Source organism: Paenibacillus mesotrionivorans, assembly GCF_046098205.1.
Classification (GTDB): Bacteria; Bacillota; Bacilli; order Paenibacillales; family NBRC-103111; genus Paenibacillus_AR; species Paenibacillus_AR mesotrionivorans.
This window is the reverse complement of the sequence record NZ_JBJURJ010000012.1, coordinates 155,359-182,287: the sequence shown is the minus strand read 5'-3', so window position 1 is coordinate 182,287 and position 26,929 is coordinate 155,359. Positions and strand designations below refer to the sequence as shown.

Sequence of the window (26,929 nt, the reverse complement as noted above, 5' to 3'; positions counted from 1 at the left end):
TGAATGATCCTCCCGAAATAAAATACTTTTCGCTCCCGTTGACTTCCCGTCAGACGCGGACCAGGAACAACGGCTGTCCGTATTCCACCAGCTGGCCGTTCTCTACCAGCACCTGCACGATTTCGCCCTTGACCTCAGCTTCAATCTCATTCATAAGCTTCATGGCTTCCACAATGCAAACCACGGTTTTCTCCGTTACCCGGTCTCCCGCCTTCACGAAGGGGGCGGCTTCAGGCGTAGGAGCGTGATAATATGTACCTACCATCGGCGAAACGACCCGGTGAAGCTGGCCGTCCTCCTCCTGCTTGGCCTGGGGCTCCTCCCGCACCGGCTCGTTCTTGACCGGCTCGGCCTGGACAGAAACAGCGGCCGGGGCTGTCTGATACGCGGGGGTATGGGTGACCAAAAGGGATTCGGTTACTCCCGGTTTTTTCAGGTACAGCTTATATCCTTCATTTTGAATCTCCAGCTCCTGCAGATTCGACTGGTCTACGAGGCGGATCAATTCCTTGATTTCGCTTAATTTGAACATGCGCCGTACCCACTCCTAAGCGTTTATTGGCCGGCATAAACCGGCATGGACAAGCATCTGCCGCAGCTATTCGCACATGGCGGTTCGCGGCATTGGTTCATGCAGGTGCCACAAGGAAACGGAAATGAAACAAGCGTGCGACGAAAGTAATTATAACACACTCGTCCGCCACTACAAGACTGTTTTATAACCTAGTCCTAGAATCCCGTCACGATTGTGGAAGAACCGACAAATGTCCTGTCTATCAGCTAAGGGTGGCGTAAAACGCTTATGCCCGGGGGGAGAGCCCGTACGGCCCTCCCTAGAGCATGGCGGCTTACTTCAGGTACTGCACGGAAACGGATTCCTTGGAAACACCCAATTCCTTGATCATGAGATCGATAATGCCCTGAGCCTGCTTGGCATCCAGCTTGTTGGCCACCTGGACCACTGCCTTGTATTTGTCCCCTTCGTCCAAAACGATGGCATTGCTGTAGGTTTGGCCCAGGATATCCTCCAGGCTTTCCACCTTGGCCTGCATGGTTTGGACCCGGTCAAAGTCATCGCTGGCTTTCGCAATTTCATCTGCGGATTTTTTGGTGTCGGAGATGATGTTGGCCAGGTTCTCCACCTTTTTGCCAAGATCTTCATTGCGTTTGATTACCAAGTTGGCAAAATAATCGGAGCCGGATACCGCCTTGCTGGCCACCTTCTCCAGAACCTTGGCGTCGCTGGTTTCCGTTTTGGTGACGGTTTGGGCCTTGTCGGTGGTTTGATCCTTGCTGGTGGTTTGCGCCTTATCGGTGGTTTGCGCCTTGTCGGTGGTTACGCCGCCAACCGCTTTATCCGCCGCTTCGGGAGTTTTCTCTTCCGTGGTGACCTTGATTTCCTGCTGGGCCGTCTTCTCCGTAACGGAGTTCAATTTGTCCACGTCCTCGGTAAAGAGATAGTACGCCGACAGTACCACCATCAGACTCAGCATGGACACCAGCCAAATTGTTTGTCTTTTCGTATTCATATGTTGCATCCTCCTTGGTTTTTGGTTTCTTCTATGTCATCCCCTGGCTGTAGCAGCGCTTTTAGCGCCGCTACTGCTTGCGGGGTACTACGGAAATCCGGTGGGCCGGCACCTCGAGGCCCCTTTCCACCGCTTCGGTAATCAGCCTTTTGACGGTGGCATTTTCCGCCCCCTTGGCTACGATGACCACCCCTCTGATTTTGGGCTTGGTGGTTTTCACCACCAGGGGGTTGTTTCCCCCCGATTGGTTCATGATGACGGCGTCCGCCGAGCGGCTGGTTTCGGAGATAAACCGGGTTTCGCCGTTGGCCCCTTTTTCATTGGTGGACTGTTGGGTTTCCTTGGTATTTTTCTCCACCTGGAGCTCCTCGGTGGAATCGATGGTCACCATCACCTCCACCTCGCCCACTCCCGCAATTTTCGTAAGAATATCCCGCAGTTTGGCTTCGTAAGCCTGCTCGTAATCCCGGAAGCTGGTTTCCATCCGGGCGCCCGAACCGAAGGCGGGTTTACTTTCGTCAGGAGGAGCGCTTCCCGACTGGATGGGAAGGACCTCCTTGATATGGAAGGATGAAAAGGAGTTGAGAATCATCAGCGCAATGCCCGCCAAGCCGATTAAGAGGAGCCAGCGGAAAGTTTTCACCCGTTTGCCGCCTCCGGGTCCGCCGGACAGCATATCCTCCAGTTTTTTGAGCCAAGATGCCATTGTTGTTCACCTCCTGAAAAGGTCAAACTGAATGTGTATGCTTACGTTCCGGTGAAGGTAACGGCCAGCCGCTCCCGCGGCACCTGCCATTCCTTCTCCATATAGCTGACGCACCGGGCACGCGCTTCATTCGCTTCTGCTGTTCCTTCAACACCGGACTTGGGGGAAGCGGACAGGGCTCCCGCCGCATGTTCCATGGAAACCGTCACGGGCTTCACAGCCTCCACGGTAACCGGCTTCACCTTGCTTTTCTCCTCCGCTTCCGGCGAAGGGCTTTCTTCTTTATGTGATAGGACCACACGGACCGAGCCGATGACCGGCGATCCTGTTTTATCCACTTCCAGGGTAACCGCCAGCTCCCGGGCTTGAATGCCCGCAGAGCGGGCAAGTCCCGCTTTCATCTCCTGGCCAAGCTTCTCCTCCGCCAGCCGTTGGGCTTCCTTGACCTGATCCGACTTCAGCTTCTCGGCATCGTCCAGCACCGCCGCCAGCGGGGCCAATACCGGCTGGGCCTTGTCGGGCTTCCCTGCCCGACCGTCTTTGAATCCGGCTGTTTGGGCCTCGGCCAGCACCTGCTCCGAGTCCCACTGCCGGGTGAACAGCTCGAACACCGGCGTCAGGAGGGTAAGCAGCAGGAACAGGCTGACAACCACCCGTACATAACGCTGCATGGCTTGGGACGGCAGCAGGAGCTCCGCAAAAGACGCCAGCAGGATAATCAGGATAACCTGGGTCAGCCATTCGCGAATCCAGGCAATCATAGGCAGGCCTCCTTGTTAACGGACCATCACGGACACGTTGCTGGCTGCAATCAGAATGGTGATGGCCAGGAAGAACAGAAATCCTACCGCCGCCAAGGCGGCGAATACATACACCAGACTTTTGCCGATGGTGGACAGGGTTTTGACAATCGGACTGTCGCCCAAGGGCTGTAGCACGGCAGCTGATACATGATAGATCACGGCCATGGTCAAAATCTTGATGGCGGGAAACGCACACATGCTGACCAGAATGACAACTCCCGCCAGCCCGATGGCGTTCTTCACCAGAAGGGACGCCCCGATGACCGTATCGGAGGCATCGGAGAACATTTTCCCGACAACCGGGACAAAATTGCTGGTAATATACTTGGCTGTCCGGATGCCCACCCCGTCGGCCACAGACCCGGAGATGCCCCGCACCGACAGCACACCCAGGAAGATGGTGGACATAACACCCAGCACCACCACGCCGCCTTTTTGCAGCAGCTTAGCCAATTGGGTGACCTTGTACTTCTCCGACAGAGAGCTGGCAATATGCAGCACCACTGAGAAGAACAGGAGCGGAAATACCACGTAGTAGATGACCGAACCCATGGTATTGATCATGAACACAATCAGGGGATGCATCATGGTTACTGAGGTGACATTCCCCATGGAGGCCATCAGTGTGAGCAAGAGCGGAATGATGGCGATCATAAAGTTGATCATCGAGCCGATTGCCGTTTTGGCATATTCGATAGCGATATTGAAGCTGTTGATGGCGATGACAATCAGCACCATGTAACAGATGGCATAGCCGATTTTGCTGACGGACTGGCGCTCGAAGGCGCTCTGCAGGGATTCCAGGATCATGCTGAACACCGTGAGGATGACGATGCTGGCCAAAAGCCGGCCGTTCTGCAGCACCTCGTGGAAGAAGAACTTCAGGATAGCGCTGAGAATGCTTTTGAAGCTGAAGGCTTGGTTGCCCGATGCCACCAGATCCTTAAACTTCGGGGTTTCCCCGGAGGGAAAATACGCCCCGTACTCCTTCATCATCTGCGACCAGTATTGCTCCACCTGGCCGGTGGGCAGCTTCTCCGTCTGATCCGTAATGATGGCATCGGCCGGATTTCCGCCTGCGCTTGCGTAAGCCGGAAGTGACAAGAGCAGGAATAGCGCGAAGCAAACCGCAAGGAAGACGATGCGTTTCATAGGTACAACTCCCAACATAGGGCCGTAAAATGTGGTACGGAAGGGGCTTGGATACCCGCATCAGGCAGGCATGAGCTTGAGCACTGTATCGATGATGACGGAAACGATGGGAATCGCCATGACCATAATCAGGATTTTGCCGGTCAGCTCAATCTTGGAGGCGATGGAATCCTGGCCCGCATCCCGGACAATCTGGGCGCCGAATTCGGCGATGTAGGCCACCCCGATAATTTTGAGAATGGTGGTAAAAAACACATGGTTGACGCCGGAGCGGTCGGCCAACTGCTCCAGCACCCGGATGACGGCTGAAATCTTCCCCAAGAGAAACAAGAAGATGACAATGCCGGTTACGGTGACCAGAAGAAAGGCGAAGATGGGCTTCTGCTCCTTCAGGATCAGCGCCAGAACCGTGACCGCCAATCCCAGTGAAACGATTTGTATAATTTCCACGGGCTCTCACCTACTGGAAAAGGAAGATGGTTTTGATTTCCTGGAACAGCTCGGAGAGCATGCCGACTACCATAAACAGAACCACCACGAAGCCGATCAGCGTCACCCAGTGCGCCATGTCTTCCTTGCCCATCTGCTTCAGCACCGTATGGATCATGGCGATGACAATACCGATGCCGGCGATTTGAAAGATTGCGTTCACATCCACATTCATGGCTGGCCTCCCGTTCAAGCTAAGCTTCCGAGCTTTAATACATCAATATGACGATCAGGACGCCGGACAGCAGCCCCAGGCTTCTCCACATCTTGCCATACCGTCTGTTCTCCTCCGCAGCCTCCGCTTCCTCCGCCGTCAGGAGACTGACCGTCATCCGCAGATGCTTGGCCTGGTCGGACCTGTCGCTTTTGCCGAGCACCGCCCCCAGTTGCAGCACCGCGTCCCGCTCCGGCCGCTTCATGGCCGTCCTGGACCAGCACTCCTCCACCGCCAGCCGCCAGCTTTCCTGCACAGTTGCGGTTTCCTTCTCCTCCAGCGCCTCCGCAGTCCGGCGGAACAGATGCGCCACGGGACCAGCGAGACTGTCCGCCACCTGGCGCAGAGCCTGGGATAGCGGAGTAAAGCTGTAGGTAATCTCCGTTTCCAGCCGCTGGAGCCCCTGCATCACCTGCCGGATCTGCCGGGTCCGGGTGGACAGCTGAAGCGCCTGGTAAAAGCCCAGCATGGTTCCTGCGAAAATAACGCACATGGCGCCTGCCAGCTTCAGCATGCCTACATTCCTCCCCCTTGGGGATATCCCGCTCCGGACAGGCTTTCCACCCGGACGGAAGCGCCCCTGCCCTGCAGAATAACCAGCCTTTTGAACACGCCCGAGGCGGTAAGCTCCCGGAGCACCGGCCTGGACAGGACATCCTCCCGGCCCGCTCCGTGGGCGGTGGCTATCACCCGGATTCCCGCATGGACAGCCTCGTGTACGGCAACTGCATCCTCAGGTCTGCCGATTTCATCCACCACCAGCACATCCGGGGACATGGAGCGGATCAGCATCATCATGCCCTCCGCCTTCGGGCAGCCGTCCAGCACATCCGTCCGGGGTCCCAGTCTGAAGCGGGGCACTCCCCGGACACAGGCTGCGATCTCTGAACGTTCGTCTACGACGCCTACCTTCCGCCCGCCTCCATAGCCCGAATCCGGCCACTCTCCCTCGCTGATGAGCCGGGCCAGATCGCGGATCATGGTGGTTTTGCCATGACCGGGTGGCGAGATCACCAGTGTATGGTGGACCGTCCGCCCTCCCGCATCCAGAATGGAGGGCAGCACAGCCCGTCCGCAGCCCGGCACCTCCCGGGCGATCCGGATGTTAAAGCCGCTAACATCCCGGATCATCCGCACCCGGCCGTCCTCCAGCACCGTTCGGCCTGCCAGCCCAACCCGGTGTCCGCCCTCCACGGTAATGAAGCCCCGTTTGAGCTCTTCCTCAAAGGAGTACAGGGAATGGCGGGTCAGTCGCTCCAGAAGCTGGGCGCAATCCTCACGGCTGACCGTGTGCGCCACCCCCGGCTCCCGGCCGACAGAGCCGTCCGGGCTGACAAATCCGTACTGGCCGCCGTAGATGACCTCCAGCGGCCTTCCCTCCCGGATGCGGATCTCCTCGATCCGGGCTTGTACGCTGCCGGGCAGCCCCGCCGCCGCCTGGGAGAGTCCTGCGGGCAATAGCGGCAGCACCGACTCGGCAAACAGCCTCTGTGGCGCCTCGGAAGGTTGGACAATCTTGTTGTCTATCACATCTATATGCTTGACCCTCATAAATATGACTCCCCGTTACTTTTTTAGAATGCCGAAAAAGATGCAGGACACCCCTAGCAAAATCCAGAACAGCTTGCCGAAGGAGAGCTTGTCTGCCATTCCCACCAGACCGATGGTGGTGGTGGCCAGAAGGATCAAAGGGCCTACCACAGCCAGGCCGGAGTTGATCAGAAGCGCTTTTTCCACCTGCATAAACCGGAGCATCAGCACGGCGGCAATGAGCTCGATGCTGCCGGAGAGCACCCGCAGGCCCGCCATACCCATCACAAATTTATCCAGCATTTTTTGTAATCCCTCCTCGTACGATTGCCGCAGCCATTGCTAGATTGTGAGAGTCTTCAAAGGACAAGGCCGGCTTCTCTTAACCTTATGCAGTTCTCGACTGTGAAATAACCGGGGCCATGCCAATTTTCGCACTCCCCTTCTGCCGCCGCATATGATGCTCTATATGCCTACACTGTTTGCTAAGGAGCTGTCATCAATGGAAGTCACATCTCAACCGTTCTGGCAACAGGAGCTGGTGAATCCCGCCGGCAAACGCCAGAGCAAACCCCGGACCAGCGGGATTACCATGGTCATCGACAAGGGCCTGGGCTCCCATGCCTTCGCCGACCTGCTGGAAACGGCGGAGGCGCATATCGATCTGATCAAGCTGGGCTTCGGTACCGCCGCCCTGTATCCGGAGGAGGTTTTGGCCAAAAAAATACGTCTAGCGGCACTGTCCGGCGTTCCCGTGATGCCCGGCGGAACCTTCCTGGAAGCAGCGGTTGCAGCCGGGCTGGAGGATCGTTTTATGGAGCAAATCGCCGGTTTGGGCTTTACGGCAGTAGAGGTTTCCGACGGAACCATCCAATTGGACCGCGCACTCCGCACCAGGCTGATCCGGGAGGGCTGCCGCCTGGGTCTTTCGGTGTACACGGAATATGGAAAAAAATGCTGGGGCTCGCGGATTGAAACCGATGAACTGATTGAGACGGTTTTGTCCGATCTGGAGGCCGGTGCGGAGCTGGTGACGGTGGAGGCCCGGGAATCGGGCGTGGGTGTGGGGATCTTCGACGAGTCGGGCCAATGCCGGGACGACGAGGTGCAGGCGGTGCTGGAGGGAATACCCAGCCCGCATCTGCTCTTGTGGGAGGCACCGCAGAAAAACCAGCAGGTGCGGCTGATGGAGCTTTTGGGACCGGAAGTGAATTTGGGGAATATCGCTCCCCAGGACGTGATTTCCCTGGAAGCGCTGAGGCGGGGGCTGCGGTCCGACAGCTTCTTCCTGCGGGGAAAATGAGAGGCACCATGCGGATCGAAACATTGGCTCACGCTGGAGAAGCGGCGGAAACGGATTTCAGCGGCAAATCGGTTCTTATTATTGATGTGTTCCGGGCAACAAGCTGCATCATCACAGGGTTAGCCTGCGGCTGTGCCGGTTTTTTGCCGGTTCTGACTCTGGAAGAGGCAAAAGCGGCTGCCGGCGGCGATGATATCCTGGCCGGTGAGCGCAAAGGAAAACGCCCTGCCGGCTTCCAGTTAGGAAACTCCCCCATGGATTACCTGGCAGCCGATCTGGCGGGCAAGCGGATTATTCTCACTACCACCAACGGCACCCGGGCTATGCATTCCGCCTTGGGGAAGGCCCACACCGTGATGGCCGGATCACTGCTTAACGCATCAGCCGCCGCCCGTGCTCTCTTTGGTATGAACCGGGATGTCACCTTGGTTTGCTCCGGAACCCATAACCGGTTTTCCCTGGAGGATGGCTTATGCGCCGGGCTGGTGGCGGAGGAGCTGCTGCAATTGACCGGACAAGACCTTGTCCTGAGCGATCTGACCGAAGCCATGCTGGGCAGCTGGAGACAGGCCAAGAACCGGCTGGCGGAGGTGTTAGCCGGGTGCACCAATGGCAAACGCCTTACCGGTATGGGGTTTGCCCGTGATCTGGAATTCTGCGGAAGGACCAACCGCTATAATCTGGTGCCGGTTTGGCAAAACGGCCTCCTGGTTCCTCTAACCGGGACAGAGGGTGAACCCAGCCGGTCAATATGATAGCTGCTTGTTCTAACTTCTCAGAGACAGCATACAATCAACCAACGAGAATCCTAGGACAAGGGGAATACCCGAATGAATGGCAATCTGCTGCTTCTGGCCTTAATCGTCATCGGCATGGTGGGCCGTTCCAACATTATTACCACAGCTGCCTGCATCCTTCTGGTGGTGAAGCTGATTCATCTGGAGCGGTATCTGCCTACGATCGAACGCCGCGGCTTGGAGCTTGGGTTATTGTTTCTCACCATGGGCGTGCTGGTCCCGTTTGCGAGTGAGCGGATCTCCGTCAAGGATGTGACGGCGGTGTTTACCTCCTGGCCGGGGATCATTGCGCTGGTTGGCGGCGCGCTGGCCACCTGGATGAACGGCAAAGGACTGGATCTGCTGAAGTTTGACCCCCAGCTGATTGTGGGTTTGGTCATCGGCTCCATCATGGGGATTATCTTCCTGCGGGGAGTGCCCGTCGGCCCTCTGATGGCGGCGGGGATAACTGCGTTTTTATTGAAGCTGGGGCAGTTTTTCTTCAAGTAGCCTGGAAAAGCCCCGAAACCGGCTGAGCTGGTTTCGGGGCTCTCTTCAACATTTCATCATTTATACGAAAACGCCTTCGGCACACGTGCCCGGGATTTTCGTTGCTGGCGCCGGGTGCCGCCAGGTCACCAGGGATTCTAACGGCAGCCAGAGACGCTATTTCCGGTTTTAGGTTACTTTGGAAATTCTAACGGCGGCCACAGCCGCTATTGGGCCCCTATAGCCTCCGTGGGACCCGGATTTGAGGAAATAAGGTCTCCTGCTTCCGTTACAATTTCCGCAGCCCTCATTCGGGGCAAATAAGGGCGTTCACTTCCGTTAAAAATCTGACGGATGCCAAGACAGGGACGGACGGCGGCACCATACGCACCACTTGGCCATGCCGGACAACTCAACTGGAAACCTCGACTGGAGACTCGGCTGGAGACTTCGACTGGACGACCGCCCCACGGTCTGGGATTCTCCCGCCCAGTATAGTCCTGACGCTGCTGCACCGCTTCGGCTCTGGCCTCCGGCTCCCGCTCCGCAGTCCTTACGGCTTGCGCATAATCTTCCGGCGTTTCTTGGCTGCGGCATTCTTTTTCCTGACGGTTCTGCGGAGGTTGGAGGTCCGCGGGGCTTTTTGCCGTTTCTGCTCCATGATCACGGGTTCGAAGGAATCCATGCAGAAGGGCGGCTCCTCCTCCGCCTTGATCAGCATCCGCGAAAGGGACCGGGTTTGGGTAATGGTCTCCGGCTCCTCCAGCTGCTCTGATATGCGCATCCATTCCAGCTCATGCTCCTCCACGGGAGCCTTAATCGCAACAAGATGATACATAATCTGATCAGCCACATTCAGCTGGGACTGTCTTAGAATGGTCAGCTCCAGCGGATCGTAGCAGCCCTGATACGGCGGGTAGTAGAACAGCTCCAGCTTAAGCAGACGGAAATCCGGCTCGCCTGCCTCCGCCGGGTCCTCATCCACCAGGAGAGACCAGGTATCGGTCCGTGTGAGATAATACTCCTCCAGGTTCCCGGGGAAGGACCGGTGCCGGGTCCAATAACGCGGAGAGTGCTCGTTGAAGGATTGCCGGAAGCGGGGATTAGCCATATGGGAGGTAGAATGGGCATACGGCGCCACAATACACACCACAGCCTTATGACGGCAAATCCGGTAAAGCTCCTTCATCACCTTCGGGAGATCGGCAGCGTATTGCAAGCTGTTGGATGCCATGATAAAGTCAACGCTGTTATCCGCTATAGGAATGGGATAGTCAAAATCATGCACCATCGCCACACCCTCGCCGGGAATGCGGTCCAAGCCGACACAGTTCTGGTGGGGCCGTTTGCCGCAGCCGATATCAATCCTCATGCCATCACATCCTCTCAATGCTGGGATATCTGTCGGTAGGCCTCCGTAGGAAGCACGGATTCGCAAGATACCCTATTGTATTCGGATAAACGGCGGCTTGTATCAGCGTATGTCAGGGTGGTTCAAATTTGCCCCGGGCGGATGACGGTGCAATGGTCGGGTACAGACAGCCGGACAGTCCCTCCGCCATACTCCAGACCAATCTCTCCGCCGGGAATGGGAACGGACAGGCGGAACCAATCCAGCGAATCTGGAATATGCGGTTCAAAAGCGATGGTGTCCCACCCGGGTGCAAGCGGCCGCAGTCCGGCGATGGCTTCAATAAAAAGCGGCACCGGCGCGCTGGCCCAGGGGTGGCAGAGACTGGTATTCCACTTCAGTTCCTTGGACCAGGCTTCAAAGCAGGTGGTTGCCCCCTCCTCCAGCATCGTGTTCCAGGAATGGAGATCATCCGATACGATCAGTTCATATAACAGGTCATATTCCTCCGCCTCAGCCAACGCCTGCAAAACAAAATAAGCCATATATACGCCGCAGCTGAGCCGTTTCCGGCGGATCAGCGATACAATCGACGCCTTTACCTCCTCAGGCGCCAGCCCGAAGAGCAGCGGCAGCGCATTGGCGTGCAGCGAGCAATGTTCCGATTCGCTGGCATCCGCGAACAGATTTTTGTCCGGACGGTAGAAGCGCTTCTGGAAGGCCTGGCGGAATGCATCCAACCCCTCATCCGCTGCCGGGAGCCCTAAAGCCTGGCGAATTTCAACCAAGGCCACAAGAGCACCGTAATAGAAGCTGTTGATTACATTATGACACCCGTCAGCATGGCCGTTCACCAAATGAAAATCATACCCGTCCCGGAGATTCTCCGGCCAATCCACCAGATTCCACTTGCCGTTGACGGAATGAAGCAAACCGTCCTCCCCCAGGTACTGCGCGAAGTACCCTATAATCCCCTCCGCCACCGGATGTTTGGCCTGTAGCAACTCCCGGTCCCCGCTCATTTTGTAATAACGCAGGAGCTGTATGGGCCATTGCAGGGAGTAGTCGGCAATTTCCTGCATGTAATGGCCGGGTGCTACAGCCAGCAGTCCAGGGCAGAGCTCCCCTGCCAGAAGGGTGAAATCCTCCAACGCTTTCCGGAACATCCGCAGGTCTCCCGTTAAATAGGCATGAGCGTGGGTGATAATGGTGTTGTCACCCAGATACTGCCCTTTTTCCCGGGAGGGACAGTCTACATAATTCTCCTGGGTTCCATAGCGGACTCCGTTGGCGCAGATGGACCAGATGGCGTTCAGCCGTGGATCGGAGGATTCAAATCTGCAGGCCTCCTCCCGATAGGGATAATGCCGCACCACTGCTGCAATGGAGGGGACAGTCAGCTTCACCTGGGGGCCGGACAGAATTTCGGCGTAACGGAAGGCCTTATAGTCGTAGGCCTCCAGTTCCTCCAGCTCTCCTGATAAAATCCAAGTGTCCCTGTACACGCAGTTGCTCCGCATGTTATAGCGGACCCTGCCATGCCCGTCCAGCTCCTCCCCATACCGGATCTCCACCTTTTCTCCCGCCTGCCCGGAGACGCAGACCCTCACCTGGCCAGTCAGCTCGATGCCGAAATCCAGAAATATTCCATCCTCTACCTCCCGGATGTCGGCCGGAGGCTGCGTGTATACAGACAAGTGCGGTGTGGGCTGCGGAACCAGCGTATGCCCATGCCCCGGGTGAACCCAGGCGTTCTGCCAGGGGGAGTCGTCGAAGCCTGTGGATAACCAGTCCTTCTCCCGTTTACGCAGATCAATATTTTCCAAAAATTGGGTGTTGTATCCGATGATACCCGCTTCACCATATTCCTCCGCTTGTGTATACCGCCAACTCTCATCCGTGGCAGCCAGCAGTTTTCCGTCCCCCCACAGCTCGGCAATCAGCCCCTGGCGGTTATCTCCGCTGCTGTATGAGCGGCAGATCAGTCCATGGTAATAGACATGCACCGCAATGATATTCTCCCCCGGCTGCAAAAACGCGCTTACGTCATAGCCGTTGTAGTAATAATGATGGGCATACCCCTGTGCCGGACCTTGACCGACATAACGCCCATTTATATAAAGCTTGTAATAATCATCCGCCGTAATCCGCAGCCGGGCTTCTACAGGCAGCTCCTCCAGCCGTAAGCTCTTGCGCACCAGCATATGCCGGTTGGCTAACTCCGGATCAGGCGGTGTATGCTCCGGCCGTTCCAGCTCCCTGTGGTACAGGTACAACGGCTCCAGCTCCGTAAAACACCGGTCCGCAATCCATTTTGCAGTCCATCCCGCATCCCAATCACTGATCCAATTCGTTTCCCCATTCACGGATCATACCTCCCCAGTCTTTTTCCTCTATAGGATACTCTGTCCCGCACCACCATTCCCGGCTTAATGGACGGAAGATGCGGGGAAATTGACGTTTCTTCTCCCCGGGGGCTAGAATGGTAAAAAAAGCTCTGCAGGAGGCTCGAGCCGGTGGTTCGTTATGAGAAGAATGTGTTTCTGGAGGGTCCCGACTTCCCTTTCGCCGCCTTTCCTTACCCCACGCTGCCCACACGCCCCGCTACTCCCCACAGCCATGAATTTGTTGAGCTGGTGTTTGTGGCGCAGGGACATGGCGAGCATGTGTTTTCCGGTCAAGCCTATCCCATCTCCAGAGGGGATGTGTTTATTATCCCGCCGGGAGTGGAGCATGATTACCGGGTCCGGGGGGATGCGCCTCTGGAAATCGTCAACGTGCTGTTTATACCCGCCTTCCTCGCTCCTCATCTGGAAGCCCTGGCGGAAATGACCCCCTTTCTCCACTTCTTCTATGTGGAGCCCTTTTTCCGCAGGGAGACGGAATTTCATGCCCATCTGAAGCTGTCCTTGGGGGAGGAGCAGGCGGTGAAGGAGCGGCTGGACAGGCTGGTGGAGGAATACAGCAAGAAACCCTTGGGCTACCGGATTGCCATCCAAGGGCTGCTTGCGGAGCTGTTGGTATATGTAAGCCGCTGCTACGGTCAAACGACTGCTGCTGTGGAAACGGGGTTTCATTCCGATGAAAACAAGGCTATCCGCCAGGTATGTGATTTCCTGGAGACCCACTATGCCGAGCCTCTTCATCTGGAGCAAATCTGCCGGATGTGTGGCATGAGCCAAACGGTTTTCACGGGAAAATTCAAGCAGCTTACCGGACGGACCTTCACGGAATACCGCAGCGAGCTTCGTATCCGGGCATCCCTGCGGCTTTTGCGGGAGAGCGGAGCCAAGATTGTGGATATTGCCCAGGATGCGGGCATCGGCGATGTTAGCCACTTTAACCGGCTGTTCAAGCTCCACATGGGCATAACACCCAAGGAATACCGCACCTCTCACCGGCAGAAGCACTAGGACAACCTGATGAAGAGGTACAAGACGCCGGACCGGTTACATGCAAAAGTGCAGCTATTCCCCCGGTGAGCCGCGCTTGGAGCCACTTCAAATGCAAAAGTGCAGTTAAACCTACCAGAACACCCGATAGATAATGAAAATGCTAAATTTAACTGCACTTTTGCAGGATGACCCTGCCAATAATGACGTTTCTTCCAAAATAGCTGCACTTTTGCATTTGGAAGTCCCAGTACGTACGTGTTTTCGAACTCCGAGTTATTTCCGCCTTACCCCTTAGCCCGCAAAACCTCCGCCCGGTATTCCCCGGGGGTTTTGCCTGTTTCCATCTTGAAAGCCTTGGTAAAGGCCTGCACCGTCAAATACCCCACCTGCCCGGCGATCTCCTGGATCCGTAACCGCGGATTGCCCAGAAGCTCCTTGGCCGCATGAATCCGCAGCTCAGATACCATTTCCTTGATTGTGCTGCCGGTTTCATCCTTGTATATCTTCCGCAGATGGGAGGTGCTGATGGCGAACAGCTCACCCAGCCGCTCCACAGACAAGTCCTCCCCCAGATGCGCTTCGAGATAAGCAGTGATGCCGGAAGCAAGTTCCTTGTTCTTCTGGCAGCGCTTCTGCTCCAATTGGTCCAACACCAGATCGTACAGCTGCTGCATATAAGCCACCATACTCTGCATCGTTTCCATCTCCAGCAAATCCGTATGGCGCAGCGCGGCAATGGCCGGCTGGAAGCCCAGATTGGCATCAATTTCATAGATACAGCGCAGGCTGGAGGAAAACAATTGCAGGAAATAATGGCGGACCACCTCAATCTGCCGGAAATGATGCTCCATTAAATGAGTTCCGAACTCCTGCAGGCTGGCGGTAATTCCCTCCCGGCTGCCTGTGCGGAAATGGGTCAGCAGCTTCTTCTCAATATGGAGCGGATACATGGAAAAACCTGTCTCCGGCCGTACCGCCTCATAACAAATCACCGTATTTCCTCCGTACATGAGCTTCTGCCGCAGGGCAGCCTCCGCCTCCAGATAACTGCCGCCGATGGCCTCCAAGCTGTTTTGGGTGCTGCTGATGCCTACTGTAAAAGTCATACGGAAGGTCTCCTGAAGCTGCTCCAGAAGCTGGCAGAGCCACAAACGAAGCTCATCCGTCTGCAAGCCCGCATCCGTCTCCTCGCCATGGAGCATCAGCACCAGCTCGTTGGCATCTGTCTCCACCATAAACCCCAAGTAGGGCTGCTTCACAAAAGCCTCCTCCTGCAGCATCTTGGATAACCGGAGCAGCAGAGCATTGCGCTCCGCCTCCCCGGTTTCCTGGGCAAACCGGGCATATTCATCCATGGCCAGCTTCACAACGGCATAGGCCCCGTCCTGCTTGAAGCGCAGGCCGTAATAGGCCAGCCGCTCCAGCGTTTGCGGATTCACCGGTTCATCCCCGATAACCAGCCGGAGCAGAAATTTATGCCTGCTTTGAATTTCATAGTCCTTCAACAAAACGGTTAAATCCCGGTTCTGGTCGATGAGCCGGCTGACATTGCGCTCGAGCTGAACCGTTTCCTTGGCGTAATCAACCCCGCCGCCCTCCGTTTCATCCTCCGTCTTCCGCAATAAAGACAAGAGCCTGTTCACCGGGCTGTATACACGGCGGGACAGGAGAAAGGAGCCCAGCAGGCTTAAGACTAAAGCCAGCCCGCAGATAAAAAGCGCTCCTCTGCTCCACATATCCAGACTGCGGCTCAGCACCGGTTTGGGGATAGTGTAGATGTACAGCCAGCCGTTGGCGGATGAGGAAACATAACAAACCAAGGTCTCTTCACCCCTGACCTTGGTGAACAGACTTCCCTCCGGTCCGCTGAGCCGGGTCATGTCCATAGCGTCAAATACACCTCCGGCGGCGGAGGCACCCTCTCCCCCGGCCTTCCGGGAGAGAATATGGCCCTCCCGGTCTGTCACCACCAGTTGGGCATCCGGATTGGTATTGAGGGATTGCAGGATTTGCGCCAAATAATCACCCTTGATGTTGATGACAACGTAGGCAGACGGAATGCCGGAATATACAATCGGCATGGTTTTTACAATGGAAATAACCGTTTCCTCAACGTCGGTGGAAATCCCCGGAAGCAGCCGGTTGCGGACCATGGACTTCTCCGCCGGCTCAGCATCCAGAGCACGGATAAAACCATTGTCCGGAAACCGCTCCAGAGGCACCGAACCCAGCAGGGAAGATAGAACCAGTCGGGGACCTGTATAATAAACGCTCACCGAATGAATATAATCGCTGGATAATGCCGCAGCCTCCAGTTTTTCCCGAAGCTGCAGCTGCATGTAGATATCCGATTGGGCGTAATAATCCACGTAATGGAGAAAAGAGGAATCCAAAAAGATGGACTCCATGGCTTTGTCTACCTCGGCCAAGACTATCTCCTGGCCTTTCTTAAGCAATTGCAGGGTGTTGCTGCTGTTGGAGACCGCATCCTTCCACAGGATCGACCAGGAGGTATAATACAGCGCCCCTCCGGTAATGGCCGTCACCAGCAGGGACAGGGCCAGAAAGTAGTTGAAGTATTCAAAAAGACTGCTCCGCATCAAACGCCTGGCTTTCTTTTGATAAACCGCCACTTTGCCGGCCCCCCTTCATCTGTGTAAACCGGAATTGCTCCTGAAGCTTACAGCGCCAGACCCACGTTGGCCGCCTTCAGCTCATTGTATTTTTTCACCTTGGATTCCATCAGGGTTTTGCCACCCTTCTTCTTCCAGGTATCCACATATTCGTCCCACTTGGAGAGGGGCTCCTTGCCGGTGATGAACTTGATCAGCATTTCCTCTTCGTATTTGGCTACGTCAGGACCGAAGGACTTTTGTTCTTCTGTTAAAGGAATGCCGTAGAACACATCCTGGTACAGCGTATATTTGGCGGCAGCCTGGATGAAGCGGTTGTTCTCCACTTGAATCGGGTCCTTAGAAGCGGCGCTTACCTTATCCGACAAATCCTGTCTGGACACTATTTGGCTCAGCGGATCCAGCCACTTTTCGTCATACGCCTTTTGCCCCTCCGGGGTGCGCGGCTCCTCAATGGTGGTATAGTGAACACCCTTCAAGCCATAGTGATTCAGCTCCCAGCCCTCATCCGTGGACATATAATCGAGGAATTTCAGAATGGCCTCCGGATTTTTGGCCTTGGACGAAATAGCCAGCGTAGCCGCTACATTGCCGTACGAGAGCATGCCGCTTTTGCCGCCGGGGCCGGTGAGTCCGGGGAAAATGGGATCCCACTGTGCGCCGGGTACGATTTCCTTCATCTTCAGCTGCTGCACCAGCTGCTGCGGTGCAATGGACCACCAGGCGGTGAAATAGCCGATTTTGCCCTGAGCCGCTTTTTGCAGCGCCTGGTCCGCTTTAATGGTGAACAGCTCCGGGTCCATCACCTTGGCGTCCCACAGCTTCTTCAGATATTCGATGGCTGCTTTGTATTCTGCGGATACGGCGATAGGATATATTTTGTTATCCTTCAAATAACTGTTAACCGGTGTGCTGCCGCCTACTGTGCCCGGAGCAATCCCGAAGGCGCCGAATATAGGCATGAAGGTTTCGGAGTACGAATTGGTCACACCCAGGCCGTAGGTGTCCGCTTTGCCGTTTTTATCCGGGTCATTGAAGGTAAACGCTTTCAGGACACTTTCAAACTCATCCAGGTTTGTGGGCATTTTCAGGTTCAGGGCGGTGAGCCAATCCTTGCGGATCACCGGCACCTCCTTGCCTGCAGCATTTTCATAAGGAATAACGAATTGTTTGCCCTTGTATTTGGTCAGCTCCCACAGCTCTGGCTTGAGGTTTTTCTTCAGATTGGGTGCATATTGGTCCAGATACTTGCTGATATCCATATAAAGACCTTGGTCCACATATTTCTGGTAATCGAAGGAGCCCAGGCGGCTGATATCCGGAATATCCCCGGAGGCGGCCAGCACATTGTACTTGCTGTTGAAGTCATTGTTGGGAAACATGGTGACGTTCAGCTTGACGTTGGCCTTTTTCTCAATTTCCTTGGTGACGGCGTTGTCATCCCGCCAGACCCGGCCCAGGTCGGGCTGGATCAGCGATATTGCCACCGGAGCCGTTGAGGTGGGCGCAGCCGGAGCACTTGCTCCGCTGGAGGTCTGCGGATTGGCGCTGCCCGCCGCAGGCGTTTCCGCCTTGTCGCTGGCGCAGGCCGCCAAGGCGGCAGTCATGGAGACAGTGCATATGGACGCGATAATGCGCTTCTGGTGTTTCATGTTCGTGATCTCCCCTTTTAATGTCGTTATATTATAAGCCTGACCGGCCTACAATCACTGGAGGTCTATCATCCCTTCACCGAACCTACCATTACACCCTGGACAAAATATTTCTGGAGGAAGGGATACACAATGATAATGGGCAATGCGGACATCATCACCGTTGCGGCCCGGATGGTTTCCACCGGAGGCGGCAGACTGTCTCCGTCCAGCTGCTCCAGGGAGAAGGTGTACATCTTCCGGAGAATCAGCTGCAGCGTGGACAGCTTGGGGTCATTGATGTAAATGATCACATTGATATATTCATTCCAGTGGGCCACTCCATAAAACAAAGCCAGTGTAGCCACAATCGGCATAGACAAGGGCAGCATGATCCGCACCAGAATCCCCAGCTCGGAGCAGCCGTCCAGCCGGGCGGATTCCCGCAGGCTTGCCGGAATCCCCTGGAAGAAGTTCCGCATGAGAATCAGGAGCCAGGTATTAATGGCGAAGGGCACCATCAAGGCCCATACCGTATCCACCAGATGCAGGGAACGGACCACCAGATAGGTGGGAATCAATCCCCCGTTGAACAGCATAGCAATCAGCACGATGGACATCAGGAAATTCCTGCCAGGCAGCTCTCTGTTGGACAGCACGTAAGCACCTAGAGAGGTCATCACCAGATTAATCGTGGTGCCCACCACCGTTATGAAGATGGTGATTCCGTACGCATCCATCAGCCCGGAGAAGCGGATCACATACCGGTAGCTGTCGAAGTGGAAGGAACGCGGGTAAATCAGCATCCCACCCTGCTCGACGATATCCTTCATATTGGCCAGGGAGACGAACAGCACATTCAGAAAGGGATACAGCGTAGACAAACACAGGAAGATCAGAAAAAACCAGATGACATAGTCGGCAATTCCCGGTTTGGTCAAATGTTTGGAGGGGCCGGTCACCATATTGCTCCCTCCTCGTCGATTTTTTTGGATACGAAGTTGGCGATGAGAACCAAAGACAAGGCAATTACCGAACGGAACAATCCCACTGCAGTAGCATAGCTGTAATTATTGGTGTTCAACAGCCCCACCCGGTAAATGTAATAATCGATAACCTCCGCCACCGGAGCCACCTGGGGATTAATCATCACCAGGGTCTGCTCGAAGCTTACACTCAGAATTCCTCCCAGGCTCAACACGAACATAATGCTGATAACGCTGCGGATTCCCGGCAGAGTCACATGCCACAGGCGCTGCCAACGGCTGGCTCCGTCAATGGCACTGGCTTCGTTCAGATCCGGGTCCACCCGGGTCAGGGCCGCCAGGAAGATGATGGCGTTCCAGCCAATCTCCTTCCACACAGCGCTGCCCACAAACATGGTCCGGTAATAATCCGCCGAGGACAGGAACTCCACGGAGTGGCCGACGGTAGACTTCAGCAGGGTATTCACCAGACCGCTTTCGGAGAAGAAATTATAAAGCAGGGCGTATACCACTACCCACGAAACAAAGTGAGGCAGATAGGATACCGTTTGGAAAAAGCGCTTCCATTTCGGAAAACGCATTTCATTCAGCAGGACTGCAAACAAAATAGGGGCCGGGAAGGCAATGAGAATCCGGTAAAAGGCCAATAGCAGGGTATTGCGGAAGATGATCCAGAAATCTCCGTTTTCCACAAACCTCCTGAAATGATCCAGCCCCGCCCACGGGCTTCCAAAAATCCCATCCATAAAATTGTATTGCTTAAAAGCGATGACCACCCCGGTCATTGGCGCATAATGGAATATACCGTAATACGCCAATACGGGAAGAAACAATAGGTACAGCGGACCGAACCGCCTCATTTTCCCCCAAACCCGCTTCCGCTTCCACGCAGCGGCCGGCTCCCGGATAAGGGAAGGGGATACGTTTTGCCCCGTCATCTGTTTCAACTCATATGCACTCCTCTCTGTCGGTTGTTTGGCTTAGCCGTATCCCCATCCTTACACGAAAGCGATTACATGAAAAGCAATGAATCTGCTTTTCTGTGCTTGGAATGCCGTTTCAGCAGATCGGATAAAAATAAGCGGTTACGCTTTTTTAATGGCCGGATGCTCCGGCGGCTGCCGTTACCGCGGATTTGGCGGAAATCAGCCTGCCGTTTACGTCGAAGGCCTTGACTGTAATGGTATGTGCACCTGGCTCCAGCACCGCCGTTGCCGTAATCACTCCGCCATTCAGCTGATGTGAAACTGCTACACCATCCACCACAACTTGTATGGTATCCGCCAGAACCGGAATTTCCCCTTGCATGAGGTTGGCGCTGACGTTCACTTGACCCGCTGCCACCACCTGTCCGTGGGAAGGTACCAGCCCGGTAATCTTGCTGTACAAGCCGGTATCCGGCTGGGTGTATACCCCGATATTCCGCACCTTGAAGCTTACCTGTGTTGCCGTTCTGGAATTGATGCCGAGGCTGAATTCCTTAATTTGCTCCGGGTCCAGATGGAAATTGTCATCCGGTGTTCCGAAGGCGGCAAAATCCGCCCAAGGCATCTTGATTTGCTGCCAGCCGCCAACAGGAGCAATACCTCCGGCGGTGAAATAACCCGACCCGTTCTGTTCATACATGAAGGTGCGAACCACAACCCCATCGGCTGGAGCCGGGAAGTACACGTCGAAGACCACTCCCTCCGTATCCGCAAAGCTCACTCCACCAGGCAGCGTGAAATACGGATAGCTCCACTTGTCACCGGGGCCAAAGCTATAATCGAATTGAATTTCCCCTGGTGCAGGCGAGGTAATGGTACTGGTGGCGCCGTCCGAAATATTGGTTTCCCACAGAGAAGGGTTGTCAACATCCGGTACGGTTACGCTGGGTGTTACCGGGGGATTCTCTGTGGAGGCAATGAGTGTCACCGACTTGGAGGTAAGCTCCCCGCCGAAGCTGCCCTGGAAGATGACCGGGGCTTTTACATCTGCCGCCACCTGTGCACTGCCTGTTACTACAAAGGACAGCACCGATTTCGAATGAGGCGCTACCGTCACCTGCTGCGTTGGCACCGCAAGGCTCCATCCGCCGTAGACCGTTCCGGTCACCGTCCCGCTCAGGGGTGTGCCGTTGAAATTATGCACCTCCACTTGAATCTCAGTCTGCTGCGCAGTGTCCAGCTGATAACCCTTGGCCTTGGCTTTGGTGGCACTGGCTTCAGGGTATTTCTGCGTCAGCACCACCCGCTCCGCCGGTGTCAGCTCCGGTGCATGGGGGATAGGGGTTCCGTAAACGGGTGCAGTCAACCCCGGAAAATCTCCTGCAATCCGCAGATAATGCACATCCGGTCCCGAGGATAAAGCATAGCTGCCGCCGGATGGGGACAATTCCTGCTCCACACCCATAATGTCAGTCAAAAGTGACTGAGTGCCCCCTGCAGTCAAAGTAAACGGCGTCTCCGCTTCACTCCAATAAGCGGCCACACTGTCCGTTCCGTCCCGGAATACATAGCTTTTTATTCCCTGCGGCAAGCCGGACAGCGGTCCCATATACTTCGCTTCTCCCAATGCATGGGTCATGGCCGCTTGGGCATTAATGGCCGGGTAAGGGGTTCCCCGTGCAGAGAAGCTTCCCCAGGACATACCGTTCTCCAGATAATAGGGGAATACAAACCAGAAATGCTTATCCACGCCGGAGGCAACGGACTGGATGGTAGAGGCAGCCAGGTAACGGGCCTGCATCCGCAGCTGGTTTGCTGCCAAGGTTTGGGTGGCGTCGGCAAATTTCAGGGACATTCCCGCTTCCGTCACATACGCAGGCTTCTCCCCCAGATTATAACCCTGAATAAGCTCGGTATGGGCCGCGAAGGACGGGGGCACATCGGGCACCAGGATGCTGTCATTGTCATTACGGTGGGCGTGGTAGTTGTAGGCATCCATATACGCCGCCACATCATTCTGCATCAGGAGCTCCACATAACCGCCAGGCGGATAAGCGATCCCGCCCAACGCCACGGAGGTCGGGACTCCCGAATCCCTGGCTGCTATCGTCGTTGCTTTCAAGAAGGCGGCATACTGGTCTGCGGTTTCGCTTTCCGCCGTATACTGGATATCCGGCTCATTCCAGAACTCCCAATCCGATTGAGTGCCGAAATGCTGAACAGAGGCCTTCGCCAGATGATAAGCGTCGAACAGATTGCGGGGCAGATTCTTGCCCGCATCCTTGGACCATCCTGGAGCAATATGGTTCAGCTCCAGTACCCTGATGCCATTGTTCGCATAGGCCTGGTTGTACGGGTCATACTTGCTGAAATCATACACACCGCTCCCGGTGCTCACTGAGTTCCAATGCATCCGCTCCCGGACGTAATCCACGCCTGTAAGCCGTACGGCCCGGGCATACTGCCCCGCTTCCCCTGCGGGAATCAGCGAACCTCCGGCCACATCCATGGCAAAGGGGGAATCGGCAATGCTCCGGCGCTCCGAGGTGTTCATCACCACGGACAGGTATTCCTTCACCGGAACCCCACTTTGGGCGGCTTCAACCGTGATTGTGTAATGTCCCCGCTCCAACCCTGTTACGGGGAAGGTATAGGACGGCACATTGGCGCTTAACGTGAGGCTGTTTTCCATGGCAACATTCCCGTTGTAATCCTCCACCCGGTAACTCAGACTATGACCCAAGCTGGCAGTGTCGGTGAAGTGGACGGTGACCTGCTTATCGTCCCCTTCCTCAAACAGATTGTTGGAGCCGTTGGTGCTGATTTTGTTGATTCCCCAGGGAAGTTTGGACAGCTCCAGGTAATCCAGGAAAAAATATACCCGGCCGTCGCTTTGCCTGCCGTTTTGCACCCGGAAGGAAACGGTATTAAGCCCTTCCTGCAGCGTTACCGGATTCAGTTTATACTTGTAGAACAGGTTCACAGGTGTTTGAATTTGCCCAATCTTGGTGGCAATGGACGAATTCACATCCATATAACCGCCGTCATTGATCTGGATCTGGTAGGGCGAAACATGGTTCATGGCTAACGGAGAAGCCATAATCTCAAGGCTGTAGATGCCCGGCACGGCAACAGTAACCTGGTATTCGGCGATATATCCGCCGGACGGCAGCGGGGCTCCTGCTGCGCTTTTGAAGAACAGAAAATCATTGCCAGATAATTCCGTGCTGGTCCCCCGCAGACTGTCCCGTTCGGCTTTGGCCACGGGTGTCTGGTTCACAGAGCTATACTGCTCCCCCTCCACCCGAATCACAGGTGCGCTCTGACCTGATTCCGCTGAAGAAGCGGAGGCGGTCCCGAATGGAACCGCTTGCAAAAACAGTAAAACCATCATCACCCATGCCAGCATCCGCGAAACACTTTTTTTCAACACGCAATCCCTCCTAAATTTGGGTGCGGGAACACCCCCTTACCTACCGGGGCCATTCCCAATGAAGCAGGTCCTTGCTCCAGGCAATGCCGATGGAGGCATATGTATCGAACAGAATACGCTCATCCTCCGGCCCGCTGCCATGGAAAAACATCACATACGCCTCCACTCCCGCTACATGACGCAGGTCCAACACAAAAGCGGCAGTCAATCTGCCTTTTGCCCACCCCCAATCCTCCTGGCCCAAAGTGATCAATCCGGCGTCATCCTGCCAATGCAGCAAATCCCGGGAACGTTTGACGCCAATGCCGTTCTCCGGGGAGTGGAACATCACATATTCCCCTTCATGCCGGATAATGCACACATTCTCTCCGGCATCCTCACGGCCGCAATACGTCCATTGACGGAAGTCCTCCGTTTTGGACATACTGACGCCGTTCTGCTTATAGAAGCAGTACCACTCCCCCGGTTTGGCCGCATTCTCCACCAGATAAGGGTCGATCATCCGGCCCATATCCTGCTCCGCGACTCCGTCGCCTTTAACCCGGAGCAGCTGCGGCTCCCCCCAAACAGATAAATCCCGGCTTTCCATCATCCAAATCCGGCTGTTGCCATTGCCGTATTTTTCCCCGTTGGGGCGGGGATAGGTTTGAAGGCACATAAGCCATCTGCCGTCTGACCGGATGATGTTGCCGGGACTGGAATAATTGAAGCTGCGGTCCTTTGGAGTCAAAATCCAGGGCTCACTCCAGGCGCAAAGATCAGCGCTTTCACTCACCGCTGTGTACAAATAAACAGATCCATCCGCTTCCGTTTCCACCAAAGTATAGAAAAGGCGGATGATGCCGTCGTGATAGACCGCGCAAGGGTCACGGTAAGCCCGACAGTGATCCCCGAGCAGCAAAACCGGGGACGGCAATTGAGCCAAATTCATCACTTTCTCCACTCCTTCCCGCTCCTTTCGGAGAAGCAGACCGCCTAAGCAGCCTGCTTCCCCTTTAGAAGCGAAGCATCCGTTATTTTAACTGGTCCTTATTTTTTTGATACCATTCGTTGACCATCTTCTCCACATTTTCGCCGCCCAGACGTTTCCATTCCTTGCGCAGCTCCTCCAGGCCTGTTTTGGCGCTCATGGCAGAGCCTCCGGTGACGACCTTGGACTCGATTTGCTCGGCGATGGGATTGAAGGTGGCGATAAGCTGGCTCAGCTCCGGCATGCTGGGGCTGTACGGAATATCCTTGCGGTATTTATTTTTCATGGCCAGTGTCAGGGCATTGGCTTTTTCCTTGGCATATTCCTGGGAGATGGCATCGGAAGCAGCCATAACCGGGAACCAGTCCGGTTTCGGGGAATATTGGCTCAGAATGGGATATTCGTTGGCATAATCCACTTCCTTGCGGAATTTGGCCGCATCAATGGTTTGCGGAACACCGTTGACGTCCTTATAATGAACGTTTTCTTCCCCTTGTCTCAAGGGCTTCCAGCCTGTTTCCAGCATCCAATCCAGGAATTTCACAGCAGCTTCAATCTTATCCTCCTTCATCTTGCTGTTGAAGGCTACGAGAATGGACGGAGGCGCTTCCTGGAACAGACCGGATTTGCCGAAGGGGCTTGCTACCGGCTCCAAGGCTGTCATTTTGGCCTCCGGCACATTCTTCTTCAGATCCACAAACTGCTGCTCCATATTCCAGCTGCCCAGCAAAATGCCTGCTTTGCCGGTGCTCCAGAATTGAAGGGCACGCTGGAAGCTTTTGTCGGTAATAAATTCCTGATCGATGAGGCCTTCGTCATACATCTTCTTCTGGTAATCCAGGCTGTCGCCGTAACGGTCCAGGGTTCTCCCGAAGGCCAGCTTATCCCCCTCCAGATACCATTGAACGGGATGGGTCAGGAACAGGTTGCGCAGAATAATATTGCCGGTGTTGGTGAACACAATCGGTACGGTGTCGGCTTTGCCGTTGCCGTCGGGGTCGCCGGTTTTGAACTTCCGCGCTACCTCCAGCAGCTCTTCCGTGGTGGTGGGGGCTTTCAGACCCAGCTTATCCAGCCAGTCCTGACGGATCCAAATGCCCATGTTGGCAATGGAATCGGCGCCCCGGACACTGGCCATCATATAGGTTTTGCCTTCCACCGTCAGGTAGGATTTCAGCTCGGGATGCTCTGCGAGATATTTCTTGTAGGTGGTGCTGTACTTCTCAATATACTGGTCGATGGGCTGAATGGCACCTTGATTGGCCAGTTGGGCGATATAGTTGCGGTCGTACTCCCAGATCAGATCCGGAGCGCTCCCCGAGGCGATCAGCGTGTTCAGCTTGGTTTGGGCTTCATTCCGGGGAACAGGCACCCACTTGACGGTAGCCGGAGCGTTTTCGTTGATCCACTTGGTCCACCGGTTGTTCTCATAGTTGCCTTCCTCGGCGGGAACCTTCCCCCGGTCAAACATGGAAATGCTGATTTCTTTTTTGGGCCCTGTGGAGGCTGTACCCGCCCCGGCGGAGGCAGCGGGAGAAGCGGCGGAATCCTTGCCCTTGTCATCTCCGCAAGCGGCCAGCAGGGTTGCCGACAAGCTTGCCACGACAACGGAAGCGATTACTTTTGATGCTGTTTTCATTGTCTCATCCCCTTAGTTAGATTCTCTTAGCTGATCTATATCGAAGGCAGGAAGTCCGAAGCTCCCTCCTATGATATCAACCTTTCACAGAACCGATCAATACGCCCTTGACAAAGTGCTTCTGCAAAAACGGATATACGCATAATACCGGGGTAATGGCGATGACCACTGATGCCGCTTTGATGCCCTCCGGCGTCAGCATAACCGAGGAGGCACCTTCGCTGCCGCCGCCGCTGTTCAAGAGGCTTTGGTCCACCTGCTTGATCATCTGGTACAGCTTCAGCATCAAGGTTTGCAGATCGGCGCTGGTAATGTACAGCATGACGTTGAAGTATGAATTCCACCAGCTTACAGCATAGAACAGGGACAAAGCCGCCAGAATCGGCTTGCACAGCGGAAGCATAATCCGCACCAGAATCAGCCAGTTTCCTGCACCGTCAATGGATGCGGACTCCTCGATCTCGTCAGGCAGGCCCTCCATGAAGCTTTTCATGACGAACATGTTATAGGTACTGATCAGTGCAGGCATCCAAAGCGCAAAATAGGAATCCATCAGCCCCAGAGATTTAATCAGGATGAAGTTGGGGATAATGCCGGATATATAAATCATGGTGAAGGTAATGAACATCAATAACGGGCCCCGGCCCACCAGCCGCTTGCGGGATAAGGGATATGCCGCCAGCACGGTCATGACCATATTCAATAGTGTGCCCACTGCGGTCACAATTACGGTATTTCCCATAGCATGAAGCAATTGCCCGTCCTCAAACAGCCGTTTGTACGCCTCCGTATTGAACTCCACCGGCCAGAAGAACACCTCACCGGCTGTTATAGCCCGGCTGCTGCTGAAGGAAGCGGCTATTTCGTACAGGAATGGATACAAGGTGAACAAGGACATGATGCCAAGGAAAATATAATTGAGCGTATGCCCCGCCAACGACCACGGGGAAAGCCTTGCGATAGCTCGCTTCATG

General features: G+C 55.3%; 24 protein-coding genes. 4 read left to right on the top strand and 20 right to left on the bottom strand.

The window, feature by feature from the left end:
• Window positions 1–49: 49 nt before the first annotated feature.
• From accB to ACI1P1_RS18565, 10 genes are all read right to left on the bottom strand, one after another.
• Window positions 50–532, bottom strand: coding sequence for an acetyl-CoA carboxylase biotin carboxyl carrier protein (gene accB, locus ACI1P1_RS18610; RefSeq protein ID WP_416217942.1), 483 nt, complete (start codon window positions 530–532; stop codon window positions 50–52).
• 316 nt (window positions 533–848) lie between these two features.
• A complete protein-coding gene (locus ACI1P1_RS18605) occupies window positions 849–1,529 on the bottom strand; it encodes a SpoIIIAH-like family protein (protein WP_416217941.1) in 681 nt (226 codons plus the stop codon).
• Between the two features lie 70 nt (window positions 1,530–1,599).
• On the bottom strand, window positions 1,600–2,235 hold the full coding sequence (gene spoIIIAG, locus ACI1P1_RS18600) for a stage III sporulation protein AG (protein ID WP_416217940.1): 636 nt from the start codon (window positions 2,233–2,235) through the stop codon (window positions 1,600–1,602).
• Window positions 2,236–2,276: 41 nt separating this feature from the next.
• Entirely contained in the window at window positions 2,277–2,996 is a 720-nt protein-coding gene (gene spoIIIAF, locus ACI1P1_RS18595) for a stage III sporulation protein AF (protein WP_416217939.1), read from the bottom strand.
• A 15-nt stretch (window positions 2,997–3,011) separates the two neighbouring features.
• Window positions 3,012–4,190: a stage III sporulation protein AE gene (gene spoIIIAE, locus ACI1P1_RS18590; protein WP_416217938.1), complete on the bottom strand. Its 1,179-nt coding sequence runs from the start codon at window positions 4,188–4,190 to the stop codon at window positions 3,012–3,014.
• 60 nt (window positions 4,191–4,250) lie between these two features.
• Window positions 4,251–4,640 carry a stage III sporulation protein AD gene (spoIIIAD, locus tag ACI1P1_RS18585; protein ID WP_113020268.1) on the bottom strand — a complete coding sequence of 130 codons (390 nt, stop codon included), beginning with the start codon at window positions 4,638–4,640 and terminating at the stop codon, window positions 4,251–4,253.
• Window positions 4,641–4,650: 10 nt separating this feature from the next.
• A complete protein-coding gene (gene spoIIIAC / locus ACI1P1_RS18580; RefSeq protein WP_113020269.1) occupies window positions 4,651–4,854 on the bottom strand; it encodes a stage III sporulation protein AC in 204 nt (67 codons plus the stop codon).
• Between the two features lie 34 nt (window positions 4,855–4,888).
• Entirely contained in the window at window positions 4,889–5,407 is a 519-nt protein-coding gene (spoIIIAB, locus tag ACI1P1_RS18575) for a stage III sporulation protein SpoIIIAB (RefSeq protein WP_416217937.1), read from the bottom strand.
• A gap of 2 nt (window positions 5,408–5,409) precedes the next feature.
• Window positions 5,410–6,444: a stage III sporulation protein AA gene (spoIIIAA, locus tag ACI1P1_RS18570; protein ID WP_416217936.1), complete on the bottom strand. Its 1,035-nt coding sequence runs from the start codon at window positions 6,442–6,444 to the stop codon at window positions 5,410–5,412.
• Between the two features lie 15 nt (window positions 6,445–6,459).
• Complete coding sequence (locus tag ACI1P1_RS18565; protein WP_416217935.1) at window positions 6,460–6,726, bottom strand: YqhV family protein; 267 nt, start codon at window positions 6,724–6,726, stop codon at window positions 6,460–6,462.
• Window positions 6,727–6,925: 199 nt separating this feature from the next.
• Here ACI1P1_RS18565 and comA point away from each other — a divergent pair, with 199 nt between their 5' ends.
• The 3 genes from comA (at window position 6,926) to ACI1P1_RS18550 (ending at window position 9,012) form a co-directional block, all read left to right on the top strand.
• Window positions 6,926–7,726 carry a phosphosulfolactate synthase gene (comA, locus tag ACI1P1_RS18560; protein ID WP_416217934.1) on the top strand — a complete coding sequence of 267 codons (801 nt, stop codon included), beginning with the start codon at window positions 6,926–6,928 and terminating at the stop codon, window positions 7,724–7,726.
• A gap of 8 nt (window positions 7,727–7,734) precedes the next feature.
• The gene (locus tag ACI1P1_RS18555; protein WP_416217933.1) at window positions 7,735–8,481 is read left to right on the top strand and encodes a 2-phosphosulfolactate phosphatase; all 747 of its coding nucleotides are present in this window, start codon (window positions 7,735–7,737) and stop codon (window positions 8,479–8,481) included.
• Between the two features lie 75 nt (window positions 8,482–8,556).
• Window positions 8,557–9,012 carry a DUF441 domain-containing protein gene (locus tag ACI1P1_RS18550; protein ID WP_416217932.1) on the top strand — a complete coding sequence of 152 codons (456 nt, stop codon included), beginning with the start codon at window positions 8,557–8,559 and terminating at the stop codon, window positions 9,010–9,012.
• A 532-nt stretch (window positions 9,013–9,544) separates the two neighbouring features.
• Here ACI1P1_RS18550 and ACI1P1_RS18545 read toward each other — a convergent pair.
• Window positions 9,545–10,363: a methyltransferase domain-containing protein gene (locus ACI1P1_RS18545; RefSeq protein WP_416217931.1), complete on the bottom strand. Its 819-nt coding sequence runs from the start codon at window positions 10,361–10,363 to the stop codon at window positions 9,545–9,547.
• A 122-nt stretch (window positions 10,364–10,485) separates the two neighbouring features.
• Window positions 10,486–12,708 (bottom strand): family 78 glycoside hydrolase catalytic domain, encoded by a 2,223-nt coding sequence (locus ACI1P1_RS18540; RefSeq protein ID WP_416217930.1) that lies wholly within the window; start codon window positions 12,706–12,708, stop codon window positions 10,486–10,488.
• 150 nt (window positions 12,709–12,858) lie between these two features.
• On the opposite strand from ACI1P1_RS18540, the gene ACI1P1_RS18535 reads away from it, so the two are divergent.
• Complete coding sequence (locus tag ACI1P1_RS18535) at window positions 12,859–13,755, top strand: AraC family transcriptional regulator (protein ID WP_416217929.1); 897 nt, start codon at window positions 12,859–12,861, stop codon at window positions 13,753–13,755.
• A gap of 266 nt (window positions 13,756–14,021) precedes the next feature.
• Here the strand turns inward: ACI1P1_RS18535 and ACI1P1_RS18530 are convergent, their stop codons facing one another.
• The 8 genes from ACI1P1_RS18530 to ACI1P1_RS18495 form a co-directional block, all read right to left on the bottom strand.
• Window positions 14,022–16,370: a helix-turn-helix domain-containing protein gene (locus ACI1P1_RS18530; protein ID WP_416217928.1), complete on the bottom strand. Its 2,349-nt coding sequence runs from the start codon at window positions 16,368–16,370 to the stop codon at window positions 14,022–14,024.
• Between the two features lie 47 nt (window positions 16,371–16,417).
• A complete protein-coding gene (locus ACI1P1_RS18525) occupies window positions 16,418–18,022 on the bottom strand; it encodes an extracellular solute-binding protein (RefSeq protein WP_416217927.1) in 1,605 nt (534 codons plus the stop codon).
• Window positions 18,023–18,090: 68 nt separating this feature from the next.
• Window positions 18,091–18,966: a carbohydrate ABC transporter permease gene (locus ACI1P1_RS18520; RefSeq protein WP_416217926.1), complete on the bottom strand. Its 876-nt coding sequence runs from the start codon at window positions 18,964–18,966 to the stop codon at window positions 18,091–18,093.
• Window positions 18,960–19,925 (bottom strand): ABC transporter permease, encoded by a 966-nt coding sequence (locus ACI1P1_RS18515; RefSeq protein WP_416218008.1) that lies wholly within the window; start codon window positions 19,923–19,925, stop codon window positions 18,960–18,962. Before ACI1P1_RS18515 ends, ACI1P1_RS18520 begins: the two co-directional genes overlap by 7 nt.
• Before the next feature lie 157 nt (window positions 19,926–20,082).
• Window positions 20,083–23,343 (bottom strand): hypothetical protein, encoded by a 3,261-nt coding sequence (locus ACI1P1_RS18510; RefSeq protein ID WP_416217925.1) that lies wholly within the window; start codon window positions 23,341–23,343, stop codon window positions 20,083–20,085.
• A 43-nt stretch (window positions 23,344–23,386) separates the two neighbouring features.
• The gene (locus ACI1P1_RS18505; protein ID WP_416217924.1) at window positions 23,387–24,289 is read right to left on the bottom strand and encodes a glycoside hydrolase family protein; all 903 of its coding nucleotides are present in this window, start codon (window positions 24,287–24,289) and stop codon (window positions 23,387–23,389) included.
• 70 nt (window positions 24,290–24,359) lie between these two features.
• The gene (locus ACI1P1_RS18500) at window positions 24,360–25,955 is read right to left on the bottom strand and encodes an extracellular solute-binding protein (protein ID WP_416217923.1); all 1,596 of its coding nucleotides are present in this window, start codon (window positions 25,953–25,955) and stop codon (window positions 24,360–24,362) included.
• Window positions 25,956–26,031: 76 nt separating this feature from the next.
• On the bottom strand, window positions 26,032–26,928 hold the full coding sequence (locus ACI1P1_RS18495) for a carbohydrate ABC transporter permease (protein ID WP_416217922.1): 897 nt from the start codon (window positions 26,926–26,928) through the stop codon (window positions 26,032–26,034).
• Between the last annotated feature and the right edge of the window lies 1 nt (window position 26,929).

Excerpts from the sequence above, each read along its gene's own strand:
- ACI1P1_RS18525 (WP_416217927.1), bottom strand. The coding sequence starts at position 18,022 with ATGAAACACCAGAAGCGCATTATCGCGTCCATATGCACTGTCTCCATG.
- spoIIIAA (WP_416217936.1), bottom strand. The coding sequence starts at position 6,444 with ATGAGGGTCAAGCATATAGATGTGATAGACAACAAGATTGTCCAACCT.
- comA (WP_416217934.1), top strand. The coding sequence starts at position 6,926 with ATGGAAGTCACATCTCAACCGTTCTGGCAACAGGAGCTGGTGAATCCC.
- ACI1P1_RS18555 (WP_416217933.1), top strand. The coding sequence starts at position 7,735 with ATGCGGATCGAAACATTGGCTCACGCTGGAGAAGCGGCGGAAACGGAT.
- spoIIIAF (WP_416217939.1), bottom strand. The coding sequence starts at position 2,996 with ATGATTGCCTGGATTCGCGAATGGCTGACCCAGGTTATCCTGATTATC.
- ACI1P1_RS18520 (WP_416217926.1), bottom strand. The coding sequence starts at position 18,966 with ATGGTGACCGGCCCCTCCAAACATTTGACCAAACCGGGAATTGCCGAC.
- spoIIIAB (WP_416217937.1), bottom strand. The coding sequence starts at position 5,407 with ATGCTGAAGCTGGCAGGCGCCATGTGCGTTATTTTCGCAGGAACCATG.
- ACI1P1_RS18605 (WP_416217941.1), bottom strand. The coding sequence starts at position 1,529 with ATGAATACGAAAAGACAAACAATTTGGCTGGTGTCCATGCTGAGTCTG.
- ACI1P1_RS18545 (WP_416217931.1), bottom strand. The coding sequence starts at position 10,363 with ATGAGGATTGATATCGGCTGCGGCAAACGGCCCCACCAGAACTGTGTC.
- accB (WP_416217942.1), bottom strand. The coding sequence starts at position 532 with ATGTTCAAATTAAGCGAAATCAAGGAATTGATCCGCCTCGTAGACCAG.
- ACI1P1_RS18495 (WP_416217922.1), bottom strand. The coding sequence starts at position 26,928 with ATGAAGCGAGCTATCGCAAGGCTTTCCCCGTGGTCGTTGGCGGGGCAT.
- ACI1P1_RS18515 (WP_416218008.1), bottom strand. The coding sequence starts at position 19,925 with ATGACGGGGCAAAACGTATCCCCTTCCCTTATCCGGGAGCCGGCCGCT.
- ACI1P1_RS18550 (WP_416217932.1), top strand. The coding sequence starts at position 8,557 with ATGAATGGCAATCTGCTGCTTCTGGCCTTAATCGTCATCGGCATGGTG.
- spoIIIAC (WP_113020269.1), bottom strand. The coding sequence starts at position 4,854 with ATGAATGTGGATGTGAACGCAATCTTTCAAATCGCCGGCATCGGTATT.
- ACI1P1_RS18565 (WP_416217935.1), bottom strand. The coding sequence starts at position 6,726 with ATGCTGGATAAATTTGTGATGGGTATGGCGGGCCTGCGGGTGCTCTCC.
- spoIIIAG (WP_416217940.1), bottom strand. The coding sequence starts at position 2,235 with ATGGCATCTTGGCTCAAAAAACTGGAGGATATGCTGTCCGGCGGACCC.
- ACI1P1_RS18500 (WP_416217923.1), bottom strand. The coding sequence starts at position 25,955 with ATGAAAACAGCATCAAAAGTAATCGCTTCCGTTGTCGTGGCAAGCTTG.
- spoIIIAE (WP_416217938.1), bottom strand. The coding sequence starts at position 4,190 with ATGAAACGCATCGTCTTCCTTGCGGTTTGCTTCGCGCTATTCCTGCTC.